General features: G+C 62.0%; 15 protein-coding genes. 4 read left to right on the top strand and 11 right to left on the bottom strand.

The window, feature by feature from the left end; all coding sequences use genetic code 11:
* Nucleotides 1–16 precede the first annotated feature (16 nt).
* The 3 genes from gabT to AC1DK3_RS05690 all read left to right on the top strand — a co-directional run bounded on the left by gabT (nt 17) and on the right by AC1DK3_RS05690 (nt 4,293).
* The gene (gabT, locus tag AC1DK3_RS05700; protein WP_477191295.1) at nt 17–1,306 is read left to right on the top strand and encodes a 4-aminobutyrate--2-oxoglutarate transaminase; all 1,290 of its coding nucleotides are present in this window, start codon (nt 17–19) and stop codon (nt 1,304–1,306) included.
* 114 nt (nt 1,307–1,420) lie between these two features.
* Complete coding sequence (aptA, locus tag AC1DK3_RS05695; protein WP_477191294.1) at nt 1,421–2,743, top strand: omega-aminotransferase AptA; 1,323 nt, start codon at nt 1,421–1,423, stop codon at nt 2,741–2,743.
* 53 nt (nt 2,744–2,796) lie between these two features.
* A complete protein-coding gene (locus AC1DK3_RS05690; protein ID WP_477191293.1) occupies nt 2,797–4,293 on the top strand; it encodes a CoA-acylating methylmalonate-semialdehyde dehydrogenase in 1,497 nt (498 codons plus the stop codon).
* A 96-nt stretch (nt 4,294–4,389) separates the two neighbouring features.
* Here the strand turns inward: AC1DK3_RS05690 and AC1DK3_RS05685 are convergent, their stop codons facing one another.
* Nucleotides 4,390–4,749: a hypothetical protein gene (locus AC1DK3_RS05685; protein ID WP_477191292.1), complete on the bottom strand. Its 360-nt coding sequence runs from the start codon at nt 4,747–4,749 to the stop codon at nt 4,390–4,392.
* Between the two features lie 278 nt (nt 4,750–5,027).
* Nucleotides 5,028–6,152, bottom strand: coding sequence for an alanine dehydrogenase (gene ald / locus AC1DK3_RS05680; protein ID WP_477191291.1), 1,125 nt, complete (start codon nt 6,150–6,152; stop codon nt 5,028–5,030).
* Between the two features lie 161 nt (nt 6,153–6,313).
* Between ald and AC1DK3_RS05675 the strand changes: the two genes are divergently transcribed.
* Entirely contained in the window at nt 6,314–6,793 is a 480-nt protein-coding gene (locus tag AC1DK3_RS05675) for an Lrp/AsnC family transcriptional regulator (protein ID WP_477191290.1), read from the top strand.
* A 52-nt stretch (nt 6,794–6,845) separates the two neighbouring features.
* On the opposite strand, the gene AC1DK3_RS05670 is transcribed toward AC1DK3_RS05675, so the two are convergent.
* From AC1DK3_RS05670 to glyA, 9 genes are all read right to left on the bottom strand, one after another.
* Nucleotides 6,846–8,198, bottom strand: coding sequence for a L,D-transpeptidase family protein (locus AC1DK3_RS05670; protein ID WP_477191289.1), 1,353 nt, complete (start codon nt 8,196–8,198; stop codon nt 6,846–6,848).
* A 247-nt stretch (nt 8,199–8,445) separates the two neighbouring features.
* Nucleotides 8,446–9,495 carry a thiamine-phosphate kinase gene (gene thiL, locus AC1DK3_RS05665; RefSeq protein ID WP_477191288.1) on the bottom strand — a complete coding sequence of 350 codons (1,050 nt, stop codon included), beginning with the start codon at nt 9,493–9,495 and terminating at the stop codon, nt 8,446–8,448.
* Nucleotides 9,496–9,528: 33 nt separating this feature from the next.
* Nucleotides 9,529–10,026, bottom strand: coding sequence for a transcription antitermination factor NusB (gene nusB / locus AC1DK3_RS05660; protein ID WP_339085015.1), 498 nt, complete (start codon nt 10,024–10,026; stop codon nt 9,529–9,531).
* A complete protein-coding gene (ribH, locus tag AC1DK3_RS05655) occupies nt 10,023–10,526 on the bottom strand; it encodes a 6,7-dimethyl-8-ribityllumazine synthase (RefSeq protein WP_477191287.1) in 504 nt (167 codons plus the stop codon). The genes nusB and ribH overlap by 4 nt, the downstream gene beginning before the upstream one ends.
* An 8-nt stretch (nt 10,527–10,534) precedes the next feature.
* Complete coding sequence (ribB, locus tag AC1DK3_RS05650) at nt 10,535–11,686, bottom strand: 3,4-dihydroxy-2-butanone-4-phosphate synthase (RefSeq protein ID WP_477191286.1); 1,152 nt, start codon at nt 11,684–11,686, stop codon at nt 10,535–10,537.
* The gene (locus tag AC1DK3_RS05645; protein WP_477191285.1) at nt 11,686–12,279 is read right to left on the bottom strand and encodes a riboflavin synthase; all 594 of its coding nucleotides are present in this window, start codon (nt 12,277–12,279) and stop codon (nt 11,686–11,688) included. Before AC1DK3_RS05645 ends, ribB begins: the two co-directional genes overlap by 1 nt.
* 36 nt (nt 12,280–12,315) lie before the next feature.
* Nucleotides 12,316–13,434 carry a bifunctional diaminohydroxyphosphoribosylaminopyrimidine deaminase/5-amino-6-(5-phosphoribosylamino)uracil reductase RibD gene (gene ribD / locus AC1DK3_RS05640; protein ID WP_477191284.1) on the bottom strand — a complete coding sequence of 373 codons (1,119 nt, stop codon included), beginning with the start codon at nt 13,432–13,434 and terminating at the stop codon, nt 12,316–12,318.
* Between the two features lie 8 nt (nt 13,435–13,442).
* Nucleotides 13,443–13,970 (bottom strand): transcriptional regulator NrdR, encoded by a 528-nt coding sequence (nrdR, locus tag AC1DK3_RS05635; protein ID WP_477191283.1) that lies wholly within the window; start codon nt 13,968–13,970, stop codon nt 13,443–13,445.
* A gap of 347 nt (nt 13,971–14,317) precedes the next feature.
* Complete coding sequence (glyA, locus tag AC1DK3_RS05630) at nt 14,318–15,619, bottom strand: serine hydroxymethyltransferase (protein WP_477191282.1); 1,302 nt, start codon at nt 15,617–15,619, stop codon at nt 14,318–14,320.
* Between the last annotated feature and the right edge of the window lie 64 nt (nt 15,620–15,683).

Genomic DNA, 15,683 nt, shown 5'->3' with positions numbered 1-15,683 from the left:
ACTTGAAGGACCGACAATGGCTACCTCCGCCGAACTCCAGGCCCGTCGCGTCGCCGCCATTCCGCGCGGCGTCGGCAACGTCACGCAGATCTTCGCCAAGACGGCGAAGAATGCCGAGATCTGGAGCGAGGACGGCAAGCGCTACATCGACTTCGGCGCGGGCATCGCGGTCGTCAATACCGGGCATCAGCACCCGCGCCTGGTTGCTGCGATCCAAGAGCAGCTGAAAGCCTTCAGCCACGTCTGCTTTCAAGTCACGCCGTATGAGAACTACGTCAGCCTCGCCGAGCGGCTGAATGCCATCGCACCCGTTCCTGGGCCTGCGAAAACGATGCTCGTCTCGACGGGCGCCGAAGCCGTCGAAAACGCCGTCAAGGTTGCGCGTGCGTTCACCGGCCGCACGGGCATCATCTCGTTTGCGGGCGGCTTTCACGGCCGCACTCACATGGGCATGGCGCTGACCGGCAAAGTCGTTCCTTACAAAAAGGGCTACGGACCGTTTCCGTCGGACGTCTACAATGTCGAGTTCCCGAACCTCTATCACGGCGTCAGCACCGAGCAGAGCCTCAAAAGCCTGAAGTCTCTCTTCAAGCACACGGCCGATCCGTCGAGCATTGCCGCGATCATCATCGAGCCGGTGCAGGGCGAAGGCGGCTTCAATATCGTGCCGAAGGATTTCATGGTCGCGCTCAGGAAGCTTTGCGACGACAACGGCATCCTGCTGATCGCGGATGAGATCCAGACCGGCTTCGCGCGAACCGGCAAGCTCTTCGCGATGGAGCACTATGGCGTCAAAGCCGACGTCGTCACCATGGCGAAGGGGCTAGCAGGCGGCCTTCCGCTCTCGGCCATCGTCGGTCGCGCCGACGTGATGGATGCGTCGAACCCCGGCGGCCTCGGCGGCACGTACGCCGGCAACCCGATCGCGTGCGCTGCCGCTCATGCCGTGCTCGACGTCATCGAAGAAGAGAAGCTCTGCGAGCGCGCCAACGCCATCGGCAAGATCATCATGGATCGCTGCGCGTCGCTTCAGCAGAATTCGAACCTCAATTGCATCGGCGATGTGCGCGGTCTCGGCGCCATGTGCGCGGTGGAGCTCGTGAAGGACAAGGCGAGCGGCGAACCGGCGCCCGAACTTACCGCCGCGCTGCTCAAAGCCGCCAACGCGCGCGGCCTGATTTTGCTATCGTGCGGCACCTACGGCAACGTCGTCCGCTTTCTCGTACCACTGACGGCGAGCGATGACCTGGTTCGCGAGGGCATGGATGTTTTCGAAGCGGCGCTGACCGACGCCGTGGCGGCTTGATAATTGGCCTCGGCTGCTCCCTCCGGGGAGCCGGCCGCCGAGGCCGAAGAGATAGAATAATTGACCTCGGCCACTCCCTCCGGGAACCGGGGCCGAAATAGAGGAAAGTGACCCATGAACGTCCAAATCAAACCGAACGATCTTGAAGCGTTCTGGATGCCATTCACCGCGAACAAGCAGTTCAAGGCGAACCCGCGCTTGTTCGTCGGCGCCAAGGACATGCACTACATCACCAACGATGGACGTCGTGTTCTCGATGGCACGTCGGGTCTCTGGTGCGTCAACGCCGGTCACTGCCGGCCGAAGATTGCCGAAGCCATCAAGGCGCAGGTCGAGACGCTCGACTTCGCAGGCACCTTCCAGATGGGGCACACGCGCGCTTTCGAAGCCGCGACCCGTCTCGTCGATCTCGCGCCTGAAGGGTTCAACCACGTTTTCTTCACCAACTCGGGTTCGGAGTCGGTCGAGAGCGCTCTCAAAATGGCCATTGCGTATCACCGCGCGAAAGGCAACGGCTCGAAGGTGCGCCTGATCGGCCGTGAGCGCGGCTATCATGGCGTCAACTTCGGCGGCATGGCGGTCGGCGGCATCGGTCCGAACCGCAAGATGTTCGGCGCGCTCGTCGCCGGCGTCGATCACATGCGCAACACGCACGATATCGCCCGCAATGCTTTCTCGCGCGGCGAGCCGGAACATGGCGCGGAGCTTGCCGACGATCTCGAACGTCTCGTCGCCTTGCACGATGCTTCGACGATCGCTGCCGTCATCGTCGAACCCGTCGCCTGCTCGACGGGTGTCTTGATCCCGCCGAAGGGATATCTGAAGCGCCTCGAAGCCATCGCGCGCAAGCACGACATTCTCTTGATCGCGGACGAAGTCATCACCGCGTTCGGCCGTCTCGGCGTGCCGTTCGGCTCGGATTACTTCGGCATCTCGCCTGATATCATCACGACGGCGAAGGGCGTGACCAACGGCACCGTCCCGATGGGCGCGGTCTTCGTCAAATCGCACATCCACGACGCATTCATGAACGGCCCGGATTGGATGATCGATTTCTTCCACGGCTACACGTATTCGGGCCATCCGGTCGCCTGCGCCGCCGCCATCGGGACGCTCGATACCTATGCCGATGAGGGCCTGCTGACGCGCGCGGCCGAGCTTGCTCCCTATTGGGAAGAGCGCGTGCATGCTCTCAAAGGGCTTCCGCACATCATCGACATTCGCAACATCGGCCTGATCGGCGCCATCGAATTCGCGCCGGATCCGGCTCAACCCGGAAAGCGCGCCTACGAGCGGTTCGTCAAAGCGTTCGAGGCAGGCCTTCTCGTCCGGCAGACGGGCGACATCATCGCACTCTCGCCGCCGCTCGTCATTTCGAAGGGTGAGATCGACCAGCTGTTCGACACCCTCACCAAGGTGTTGAAGGCGGACTACTGAGGCAGGCGAAATCGCGCACGCATAGCAAACGAAAAACAGAAAACGAGCTTTCAATGCAGATGATCGAGAATGCCATCAACGGCCGCCGCGCCGCCGTCCATGCTGCGCGAACGCAGCCCGTCTTCAACCCGGCGACGGGCGAGGAAGTTGCGCGGCTGCCGCTGTCGAGCCCGGAAGATCTCAATGCTGCTGTAGCAGCGGCCAAGGCTGCCGCCGCTTCGTGGGGCACGATGCCGCCAATGAAGCGCGTCCGGCCGTTCTTCAAGTTCAAGGAGCTTCTGGAGAAGAATGCCGACGAGATCGCACGCGCCATTTCGCGCGAGCACGGCAAGACACATGCCGACGCGCTCGGCGAATTGGCGCGCGGGATCGATGTCGTCGATTTCGCGTGCGGAATTCCTCATCTCCTGAAAGGCGAGTTCAGCCGTAACGTCGGGCCCGACATCGACAGTTGGTCGGATCGTCAGCCGCTCGGCGTCGTCGCAGGCATCACGCCCTTCAACTTCCCGGCCATGGTGCCGATGTGGATGTTTCCGGTCGCCATTGCGTGCGGAAACACTTTCATCTTGAAGCCCTCGGAGCGTGACCCCTCGGCGCCGATGCTGCTCTGGGAGCTTTTCCAGGAAGCGGGCCTGCCGGCCGGTGTTTTCAACATCGTGCACGGCGATAAGACGATCGTGGATGCGATCCTCGACCATCCGGATATTTCGGCTGTGTCGTTCGTCGGCTCGACGCCTGTCGCGCAATACATTTACGGCCGCGGCTCTGCCAATGGAAAGCGCGTGCAGGCTCTGGGTGGCGCGAAAAACCACATGATCGTCATGCCGGACGCGGACATGGATCAAGCCGTCGACGCTCTCATGGGGGCGGGTTACGGCTCGGCCGGCGAGCGCTGCATGGCGATATCGGTCGCGGTTCCGGTCGGCGAGAAAACGGCCGATCGGCTCGTCGAAGCTCTCGCGCCGCGCGTCGCCAACCTGAAGGTCGGCCCCGCATCGGATGCGGCATCCGAAATGGGCCCCGTGGTCACGGCAGATGCGAAGCGGCGCATCACGTCACTCATCGACAAGGGCGTCGCCGAAGGCGCGAAGCTCGTCGTGGACGGCCGCGGCCTGAAGCTTCAGGGTTATGAGAACGGCTACTTCCTCGGCGGCACGCTGTTCGATCGCGTCACCCGCGACATGTCGATCTATCGCGAGGAGATCTTCGGGCCGGTTCTTTCCGTCGTTCGCGCCCAGTCCTACGACGAAGCCGCCGACCTCATCAATACGAACGAATACGGCAACGGCACCGCGATCTTCACTCGGGACGGCGATACGGCGCGCGCCTTCGCGGATCGCATCGAAGTCGGCATGGTCGGCATCAACGTGCCGCTGCCGGTTCCGGTCGCGTATCATTCATTCGGCGGATGGAAGAAGTCGGCGTTCGGAGATCATGCGATCTACGGCCCGGACGGCGTGCACTTCTATACACGCTTGAAGACGGTCACCTCGCGGTGGCCGGCCGGCATCCGCAAGGGCGCGGAGTTCAATTTCCCGAGCTTGAAATAAAATAAATGCGGCGCCAGATCATCCGATCCGGCGCCGCACTTCTTTGAGAATAAGAGAATGTTCCGCGAGCGGACGACTTAGCTCGCCAAGGCTACATCAGCGAAGATAGGGGCAGACCCGTTCGACGCCGCGGCGATCGATGTACGTGCCGGTCCGATAGCTGAACTCCGGAAAATCCCGCGCGCAGCGATCCATATCCACGTGATCGGCACGATGCTCGGCGACTGCAGACGCGATCAACGCGCCGCCGACGATACCGCCGATGAAAGCTCCCGGTCCCCAGCCCCAACCACCGCCGCCGCCGCGCCAACCGACGTTCGTCACGCCGTTGTTTTGCGTCAAAGCCGGTACGCCAGCACTGAACGGGGCTGCGGCGGCATGCTCCGTCGCCGCGAAAGTTGCCGTCATGGATACGGCAACGAGAGAAGATGCGATTAGATTTTTCAGTTTGGTCATTGATGCGTTCCCACCGAAACGATGTGCCTTTCCCGCCTAACGCGGCAAACGAATTGATCCGTCGCTAAACCGCGAAACGATCACAGGCATTGATGAATCGTTGCAAAAAAGATGGCGCGCGTTCGCGACATTTCGAAGGCACCAGGTGGCGCAATACGTCGCCGATAGAACGCTTCGGAGAACAAGTGCCGGAATGGAAAAGCCGGCCGCTCCGGGGGGAGGAGCGACCGGCTTGATGGCCGCCGGTGAGGGATCCGGCGGCACGGGGGTTCTTCAAATTACTCAGCAGCGAGACGAAAATTACGACTGGTTTCTACACTGTCGAAACCTAACGATGTGGCCACCGCCGCATGCATTATACGTCCATCCTTCACGTTCAGCCCTGCTGCTAGATGGGGATCTCTATCAAACGCCGCAAGGCCTCTTTCCGCAAGCTTCAGGACGAATGGCAGTGTTGCATTATTGAGGGCCTGCGCCGACGTGACGGGAACGGCGCCAGGCATGTTGGCGACGCAGTAATGAATGATGCCGTCGACTTCGAAGGTCGGATGAGCGTGGGTCGTCGGCTTCGATGTCTCGAAACATCCGCCCTGATCGATGGACACGTCGACGAGGACGGCGCCCCTTTTCATGTGCTTCAGCATCGCGCGATTGACGAGCTTCGGCGCGCTTGCGCCCGCGATCAGCACCGCGCCGATCACGACATCGGCTGCGAGCACTTCGTTCTCAATCGTCTCCATCGTCGAGGCCAGCGTCGTGGCGCGCCCTTTGAAGACTTCGTCCAGCTGACGCAGGCGCGGGAGCGACCGGTCTATAATGGAAACCTCGGCACCGAGACCGACGGCCATCCGGGCCGCATGCGTGCCGACGACCCCGCCGCCGAGCACGACGACCTTGGCGGGCTTGACGCCCGGAACGCCGCCCAGCAGAACGCCACGCCCGCCTGTCGGACGGCGCAGGGCAATCGCGGCTGCTTCAATCGAAAGCCTGCCGGCGACCTCGCTCATGGGAGCGAGAAGCGGCAGGCCGCCTGCTGGGTCCGTGACCGTTTCGTAGGCGATGGCCGAGACGCCCGAATCCATCAGGCCAATCGCCTGGGGGGCGTCGGGAGCAAGGTGCAAATAGGTAAACAGTATCTGGTCGGGCTTCAGGCGCTTCCACTCGACCTGCTGGGGCTCCTTAACCTTCACGATCAGCTGGGCTTCGGAGAACACCTCGTCCGCTGTCTTGACAATGCGAGCGCCGGCCTTTTCGTAAACGGCGTCGTCGGCGAAAATGCCGGCTCCGGCGCCGGACTGGACGATGACCTCATGACCGCGGGCCGCCAGCTCGCGAACCGAGCCTGGCACCAGACCCACGCGAAATTCGTCAGTCTTGATTTCCGTAGGAACACCGATCCGCATATTCCCATCCCCTCGATTGGCGCCTCAATAGGCCGCCGAGCCGCCGTGGTCTTCTACGGCGTAGGCTGACACAAAAGGCGTGCCGTTACCCAGCAATTCCGCTTGCCCTTGGCCGATTTTTCGCAGCAAATCATCGTCACTCGGCTGAAGGACGCTGGAAAATGGCGGAAATTGCGATGGATGCGCTGGATAAGGCGATTCTGACCGCGCTTCTCGCCGATGGCCGCCAGAGCCAAGTCGAACTCGCGGAGCGCGTGCCCCTGTCGCCCACGGCGATCGGCCGCCGGATCCGCGCCCTTGAAGAGTCAGGCGTGATCTCGGGGTATGAGGCCAAGGTCAATCGCAAGGCGCTCGGCTTCACGATGATGGTCGTCGTGCAGATCAGCCTCGAAAGCCAGAATCAGGATCTGCTGGTGGCGTTCGAACAGGCGGCTGCCGCGGCCCCGTCCATCGTGTCCTGTTACATGATGTCGGGGCAGGACGATTATCTGATCACGGTGCTGGCGCGGGATCTCGCCGATTTCGAACGGATCCATAAGGAGCAGCTGTCGCGGCTCCCCGGTGTTTCCCGATTGCATTCAAGCTTCGTGCTGCGCGAGGTCACAAGCCGATCCCTGCCGGGATCGAGCTTGCTCCGCTAGGCGACGATCGTGCGATGACCGCGCGTTTGATCACGCGATGATCACTGGCCGCTCAGGGTGCGAGAGCCGCCGCAGCCGATGCAGGCGGGGCATCATCGGCATCGCGCTGATAGGACGTCTGCATGGCAGAGCCGTCGCGGCCATAGATATCCGGGCGGAATTCAATCGATCCGGTGGTCGGCTCAGCCCACGCTGTGATGTAGGCGAAGTAAACCGGGATGGGGCGCGTCAGCTTCAACTCCATGGGCTGGCCCGAATTGAGCTGCTGACGGACGCGGCCCGGCTGATCCCAACCGGCCTCGTAATGGGCGATCCAATCGCCCAGATCGAATACGTTCTGCACACGAACGCATCCGGCACTGAAGGCGCGGCTGCGCTGGTCGAACAGATTTTTCATCGGCGTGTCGTGCATGTAGACGCCGTATTGATTGGACATGTCCAAACGCAGCAGGCCGAGCGCGTTCTTATCTCCCGGATCCTGCTTGAACTTGTAGCTGGCGGTCTGGGGCGACGACCAATCAATGGTCTTGCGATCGAGCTCGGGTCCGTTGACGCCGTTGTAAACGCGGATGCCTTCTTCCTCGAGGTAGCCGGGTTCCTTCCGCAGGCGCGGGATGAGGTCGAGCGTTGCGACACTGTCGGGCACGCGCCAAAATGGGAAGAAGTTGAGCGCCTTGATCGTCGCGCGGACATCGGGCGTTTCGCGGCCCTGCCGTCCAACGATCACGCGATGGCGAAGCTGTACTTCGAACTTGTCGACGGCTTCGAGCTGGAATGCCGGAACATTGACCAGCACGTACCGATCTTCGACGCCTTGCATCAGGCCGCGGAGCCGATCGTAGTTCAGTTTGAGCTGTGCCAGGCGCTGCTCGGCCGTGATGTTCAGCACGGGATAGACCGATTGCTCGATGCGTCCCGTCTCGCGGAGACCGTTACGCTTCTGGAAGCGCTTCACGCCTTCCGTCAGTTCGGAATCGAACGTTTGGACATCGTAGTAGGAGCCCTTCGCGGGCATGTCGCCGCTGATCCTCAGACGCTTCCGCAGAATGGGAACGCGCGGATCGTCGTCGCCTTCACGCAGCATGCGGCCCTGCGGGACGACCGGCCAGCCACCGCTATCGACGATCTTCTGATAACGCTCGATCGCTGCCGCGACGGCATTGAGCATCGTGTCGCTGCGCCACGGGGTTGCGTCCGGTCTCAGGTCATCGAGCACAACGGGCGTCGCCGGCGGCGGACCATCGCTCGCGCCGCGACCATAGCTCGGCCCTTGAATCTGATCCCAAAGGCTGATCTGTGCGTGGCCCGGCGTCGCGAACTGCGGGAGCAGCTGAATGACCGAAACAACCAACATCAGCGCGGCTGCCTTCAGAACCGAAGTTCCAAACCGCGTTGTCAAAATCACATCCCTCATCCCGCTTGCCCGGCTTTCCGCTAAATGATGCGTACCAGTTATAAAATTTCTTCCGGCTACGCTTTTGAATTTCGACGCCGCTCATCCATGTGGTAGCACACGTGCCTTTTCAGCCACTTAACTACCAGCACGCATATGGCCAAACAGTGACGATCTACCAACCCGATCCCGTCGCTGCCAGAGGCCGAAATGCAGATCTGTGTTGCAGACGGGCCCCGCTTCGCCACCCATTTACGGCCTAGCGGGTGAAATGGTCGTAGCCCAACTGCCGCCCGTCGATCAGCGTTCCCTGCTGGTCGAGAATTTCGAATTTCCGCCCGGCCTCGAGCACACCGAGGTGACTGATCGCGATTCCGGCTTCCTTTGCACCGCTTTTGAAATCCGCGATTGAGGCGTGAGGGACGGCAACAAGCAGCTCATAGTCGTCCCCCCCTGTCAGGATGGTTTTGGCGAACGCGGCGTCATGGGCCAGTGCGGCGCTGACGGCCGGAGACTTGGGGACGGAGCCGAGGCCGAGAGAAATTCCCGACGGTCCGGCGAGCCGGGCGAGGTCCTTCATCAGGCCGTCGGAGATATCGAGCGCGGCGGACGCATGATTTCGCAATGTTTCAACGAGCGCGATCCGGGGGCGCGGCCGGAGATAGCGGCTGAGAACGAAGGCTCGCTCATCGCCGGTCAGGACACGATCGAAAGCCGAGGGATCTCTGCGGACGGCTAGTCCAAGGGCCGCATCGCCAATGGTTCCGGTGACGAAGACGTGGTCGCCGGCTGCCGCTCCCTGGCGGGGTACGAATTTACCGGCCGGCACGGCACCGAAGATCGTTATGCCGATCGAGAGCGGACCGGGCGTGCGGTCCGTATCGCCACCGATGAGACGGCAGCCGAAGCTTTCCTGTGCGCTTCTGAGGCCATCGGAAAACCTCGTCATCCAGGCGCGGGTGGGTGCGTCCGGCAGGGCGAGCGTCAAGATATAGGCGAGCGGTCTTGCGCCCTTCGCAGCCATATCCGAGGCGTTTACTGCGAGCGCTTTCCAGGCGACGTCCTCGGGCGCGTCGTCGATGAAAAAGTGCACGCCGGCGATGATGGGATCGCTGCTGACGACGAGATCGGTTCCGGGCTCGGGAGAGATCAGAGCGGCGTCGTCGCGAAGTCCGAATGCGCCCGGGCTACCTGCCGCGAGCGGCGCCAAATAGGTCTGCACGAGATCGGTTTCGCTTTGAATCCGATCTTCTGACCGGTCTTCTGGCCGGTCCTCTGGCTCTGGCGCGTTGGCCTGCGTTGGCAGCATGCTTTCCAAGCCCAGCGCTCGCGCGCTACGTCCTCAGGATGGCGTTACTCGCCTTACGAATTCGTGGCCTCGGACCTTGCGCGCGATCTTGTCGAGCACGCCATTGACCACGCGCGGCTCTTCGTCATCGAAGAAGACGTGCGCGACATTGACGTATTCGTTGATGGCGACGCGGGCCGGAACGTCGGCCCGGTCAACGAGCTCGGCAACGCCTGCCCGGAGAATGGCCCGCAAAATGGAATCGACGCGTATCAGGCTCCAGCCGATCGCGAGCTGCTCGTCGATCATCGGATCGATTTCGCGCTGCCGGCGCAGTACCGCACGCAGGATGTCGGCGAAGAAAACGCGGTCCGCCGTCGCCAGAACTTCATCGCGACTATCGCCTTCGAAGCGCTGCTCGATGAACTCGGCTATGACATCGTTGACGTCCGTTCCCGCCATGTCCATCTGATAGAGCGCCTGCACGCCCGCAATCCGGGCTGCGGTACGAGGCGTTATTTCCTCCAGCTTTGATTTGCCTTTGGAGGTCATGCCGTCGTTTCCCAGAAAGCGCGCTTCGCCTCGATAAGCCGCAAGCATGCGCGCGCGGCATCGCCGCCTTTACCCGTAATTCCGCCTTCTGCGCGCGCCACTGCCTGTTCGCGCGTATCGACGGTGAGAATGGCATTGCCGACCGGAATATTCTGGCCGATGGCCACATCCATCATCCAGTGGTTCGCGTTGTTGCACACGATGTCATAGTGCGCCGTCTCTCCGCGAATGACGCAGCCGAGAGCGACGGCACCGTCGAACGCGGTTCGTCCGGCTGAGCGCGCGTCCGCCGCGGCGGCCAACACCTGGGGAATTTCGAGCGCACCCGGAACGACAATTCGCTCGTATGTGGCGCCGCGCTTTTTGCACTCGGCGATCGCGCCCTCGATGAGCAGATCGGCGATATCGTCGTAGTAGCGCGCTTCGATGAAAAGAATATGCGCGCGAATCGGAGCCGCGCTCTTTTCGTCCCGCGGCGCTCCTGGCGTTTTCTGAATCATGTGTCGTGCTACTCGATTTTTCTGGTGCCGGTCACGCGCAGCCCGAATGCTTCGAGGCCGACGTAGACATGCTGCGGTTGTGTCGTGAGAAGCACCATGTCCTTGACGCCAAGGTCCGCAAGGATCTGCGAACCGACGCCGATTTCAACTTGGCGCCGTTCCTTGCTCAAGTCTGCGAGTGCGCCGGGTGTGTTTCTCCGCGTCACCCAATCAGACACGGATTTGGGACGCAAGTCTCGAATGAGAACTAAGACGCCGCGGCCCTCGGCTTCGATGGCGCGCATCGACTGCTCGATAACCGTGCCGCTCTCGGTGTGGCCGTCGATGCCGAGCACGTCGTGCAGCACGTTCAGGGCATGGACGCGCACCAGGACGGGACCGCCCTTGGCGACGTTGCCTTTGACGAGCGCCAGATGCTCTCCGGTCTCCACCGTCGTCTCGTAGACGTGCAGATCGAAGCTGCCGGCCGTCGTCGTCTCGACGGGCGTCTGCGCGACGCGCTTCACGATGCGATCGTTCTTGAAGCGGTAAGCGATCAGTTCCTCGATGGCGCCGATCTTGAGGTCATGGTGCTTGGCGAAGCGGGCGAGGTCTGCCATGCGCGCCATCGTGCCGTCTTCGTTCATCACTTCGCAGATGACGGCGGCCGGCGAAAGTCCGGCGAGCTTCGCAAGATCAATCGACGCTTCGGTGTGGCCTGCGCGGACGAGGACACCGCCGTCGCGCGCGATCAGCGGGAAGACGTGACCGGGCGAGACGATGTCGCTCGCGCCTTTCGTCGGATCGATGGCCGTCGAAATCGTGCGAGCCCTATCGAACGCCGAGATGCCGGTCGAGATGCCTTCGCGTGCTTCGATCGATTGGGTAAAGGCGGTGCGGTTGCGCGAGCCGTTCGAGCGCACCATGAAATCGAGATTGAGTTCGTGCGCGCGCGCGGGCGTCAGCGCGAGGCAGATCAACCCACGGCCGTGCTTCGCCATGAAGTTGATGGCATCGGGCGTCGCCATCTGCGCCGGGATGATGAGGTCGCCTTCGTTTTCGCGATCTTCGGCATCAACAAGAATGACCATCCGGCCGTTCTGCATTTCCTCGACGATCTCTTCGATCGGCGAGAGCGCGCTGTTGCTTCCTGCGGATTGCAAATTTGTCGTGCCCGACATCATGGGCGAAACTCCATCAGGCGCGCAACGTAGCGCGCGAATACATCGACTTCGAGATTGACCAGATCGCCGGGGGTTTTCGCGCCCCAGGTCGTCACCGTCAAGCTGTGCGGAATGAGATTGACGCCGAAACGGGCTTCCGCAACCTCGTTGACCGTCAGCGAGGTCCCGTCCAAGGCTATAGACCCCTTGGCAGCTATATAGCGAGAAAGATGCTCGGGTGCTTCCAAAAGAAAGCGTTTGCTGTCGCCGTCACGGGTGATTGCGATGATTTTGGCGGTGCCGTCGACATGGCCGGACACGATGTGGCCGCCGAGTTCATCGCCAGCCCGCAACGATCGTTCCATATTGACGCGCTTGCCGGGTTGCCAGCTGCCGAGCGTCGACTTGGCCATCGTCTCATTGGAAACGTCGACCGAAAATTCGGCGCCATCAGCACGCGGCGTTATACTCGTCGCGGTCAGGCATACGCCGTCGCAGCAGATTGAAAGCCCAGTCTCTTCGGGCTTGAGCGCGTAAGCCGTTTTCAAAGTAAATCCGCCGGGCGATTTCGCGATCACCGCGCCGACATCCGTAATCAATCCAGTAAACATCTGATCAGCGTCCTTCCTTGTCCGCTAGGCCTTGTCCTAGGCCTTGTCCGCTAAGCGGCGAAGCCGCCACATCGTATCGGTGCCTATTGTCCGCCGTTCGACGGCCGTCATGCCGAGTGGTCCGAGCCAGCGCGAGAGTGCATTCTGTGCATCGAGATCGGTCGGGTCGCCGGCCATGTAAAGAACGATCTCGTCGACGAGAGAGGCTGCCGCGAAGGAGCGCCATATCGCCGGGCCGCCTTCGACGAGCAGCCGGGTTATCCCGCGCGCAACGAGCGCTTCCATGACCGAGGGCAGCCACAACGAATTTCCGACAACGCCGACGTCGACGATGTCCGTGCCTCCGGCCGCGAGCGCATTTCTCTTTCCGGGGTCGGCATCCGGAGCCGTCATCAACCAAACCGGAACTTTAGCCGCGCTCTGAAATAGCTTCGCGCGCGGCGAAAGATCGAGCGAGCGCGAAAGCACGACGCGAACGGGCGAGCGGCCTATCAGGCCGGGCAGTCTGCACGTCAGTTCCGGATCATCGTCTCTGACCGTCGCGCTGCCGACGAGGATCGCGTCGAATTCACTGCGCAGCAGCATTCCGTGAGCGCGCGCTCTTTCGCCGGTGACCCAAACAGGTGCCGAGCCCGAGCCCCGCGCGATCTCGCCCTTCTCGTCGAGTGCGAGCTTCAGGGTGACGAACGGGCGGCGCTCGGTGATCCGAACAACGTGCCCTCGCGTCAGCCATCGCGCCCGGGCGGCGCCTACACCGCGAACGACCTCAATTCCGGCGTGTCTCAGCCTATCGAGACCACGGCCGGCGACGCGGGGATCGGGATCTTCGATTGCGACGACCGCACGCTTCAGCCCGGCCGTTACGATCGCATCGGCGCACGGGCCCGTCTGGCCGTAATGCGAGCACGGCTCGAGCGTGACGTAAATCGTGGCGCCGCGCGCTCTTTCTCCCGCCGCTGCAATCGCTGTCGTTTCGGCATGCGGACGGCCTTTGTCTGCCGTCCTCGCGCGCGAGATCAGCTCGCCTGTCGCCTCATCGGCAATGACGGCGCCGACGGATGGGTTCGGCGCCGTTGCGCCAAGTCCGCGCTCGGCCATACGGAGCGCGATCTCCATCATCTCGTCGTCGAACGCACGACTTGGGAAACTCGACATACTTGCGCTCAGTGCTTTTTCTGGCTCGCGATGGCGTCGAGAGCGGGTGTGCCGAAGCGCTCGCTGAGATCGAGCGGATCGCGGGTATCGCTCGCGAGGTCGCGGAGAACGGCATGAAAATCGGCGGCGTCGCGGAAGTCTCGATAGACGGACGCGAAGCGCACATACGCGACGGGATCGAGTTCGCGCAAGGCCGCCATGACGAGCTCGCCGATTTCCGCAGATGTGATCTCGGTTTCGCCTGAGCTTTCGAGCTGACGAACGAGACCGGAGACAAGCCGGTCGATCCTCTCGGGTTCAATCGGCCGCTTGCGCATCGCGACCGAGATCGATTTGGAAAGCTTGTCGCGATCGAACAGTACCTTGCGGCCCGAGCGCTTGACGACGGTCAGCTCGCGAAGCTGCACGCGTTCGAACGTCGTAAAACGTCCGCTGCAATCGGCGCAGATGCGTCTGCGGCGGATCGCGGCGTTTTCATCCGACGGCCGGCTGTCTTTGACCTGGCTATCCTCGCTTCCGCAAAATGGACAGCGCATCCTTAGCTCCTCGCAATCGGCGATCGCTCTCTATCGGCGCCGCCTCTTTCCCGCTCAAACTGACTTCGTCTTAACCACAAGCCAGATTCCGGCGGCGGCACACATTCCCGAGATGGCCTACGGCGAGGTTTTCAACAATGAGAAAAGGCCTGCACCTGCCCGTCGTAGCCCGAAACGCGTGATTATCGTTACTTACAGCCTGTTCGATGCGGCTTCTCGTGAAGCGGTGTCACATTGCGGGGAGCGTCGAGCATAATGACACCCATGCCCAAATAAAAAGAGCGCCGGACGTATCCGGCGCTCTCGATCGATTGAACCGAGCGTTTAGCTCAGGACTTAAGTTCAGCTCAGGCGTAAATCGGGAAGCGTTCGCAAAGCGCCGTCGCCTTCGCCTTGACGGCGGCTTCGGTTGCAGCGTTGCCCTCTTCGCCGTTCTTCGCCAAACCGTCGAGAACTTCGGTGATCAAACGGCCGATCTCCTGGAACTCCGCGACGCCGAAGCCGCGCGTCGTGCCGGCGGGCGAACCCAGACGAATGCCCGACGTCACCATCGGCTTCTCGGGATCGAACGGAATGCCGTTCTTATTGCAGGTGATGTGAGCGCGTTCGAGCGACTTCTCAGCCTTGTTGCCGGTCAGCTTCTTAGGACGGAGGTCGACGAGGATGACGTGCGTGTCGGTGCCGCCGGAAACGAGCGCGAAGCCGTTCTGAACAAGCACTTCGCCCAGCGCCTTGGCGTTATCCATTACGCTCTTGATGTAGACCTTGAAGTCGGGACGCAGCGCTTCACCGAAGGCAACGGCCTTCGCAGCGATGACGTGCATCAGCGGGCCGCCCTGGATGCCAGGGAAGATCGCCGAGTTGACCTTCTTCGCGATGTCTTCGTCGTTCGTCAGGATCATGCCGCCGCGCGGACCGCGCAGGGTCTTGTGCGTCGTCGTCGTGACGACGTGAGCGTGCGGGAACGGGCTCGGGATGAGGCCTGCTGCAACGAGACCGGCGAAGTGCGCCATGTCGACGAGGAAGTGCGCACCGACTTCATCGGCGATCGCGCGGAACGCGGCGAAGTCGATCTTGCGCGGATAGGCCGAACCGCCAGCGATGATGATGCGCGGCTTGTGTTCGTGGGCGAGCTTCTTCACTTCATCCATGTCGATGAGGTGGGTGTCAGGCTTCACCATGTAGTGCACGGCCTTGAACCACTTGCCCGACTGGTTGACGGACGCGCCGTGAGTCAAGTGACCACCGGCTGCGAGCGACAGGCCGAGGATCGTGTCGCCTGGCTTGGCAAGTGCGTTAAAGACGCCCTGGTTGGCCTGGCTGCCCGAATTCGGCTGCACGTTGGCGAAGCCGCAGTCGAACAGCTTCTTGGCGCGGTCGATCGCGAGCTGTTCGGCGATGTCGACGTATTGGCAGCCGCCGTAATAGCGCTTGCCCGGATAGCCTTCCGCGTACTTGTTCGTCAGGACAGAGCCTGCAGCGTCGAGCACGGCTTGGGAGACGATATTCTCCGAAGCGATCAGCTCGATCTCGTTCTGCTGGCGTCCGAATTCCTTCTGGATGGCGCCGAAGACTTCGGGATCGGTTTCAGAAAGATGCGCTTTGAAAAAGCGCGAGGTTTGCGAAGTTGCTGCCGGTGCAGTCGACATGGGCTTTCCTCTAAATTGGGGAAACGTTTTTTTAGCGCTGGCGGGCACTTTGGAGCAAGCCCGG

This window comes from Hyphomicrobium sp. 01T421, from assembly GCF_056398805.1.
Note: the sequence above shows the minus strand (reverse complement) of the source record. Positions and strands in the feature narration are given on the sequence as shown.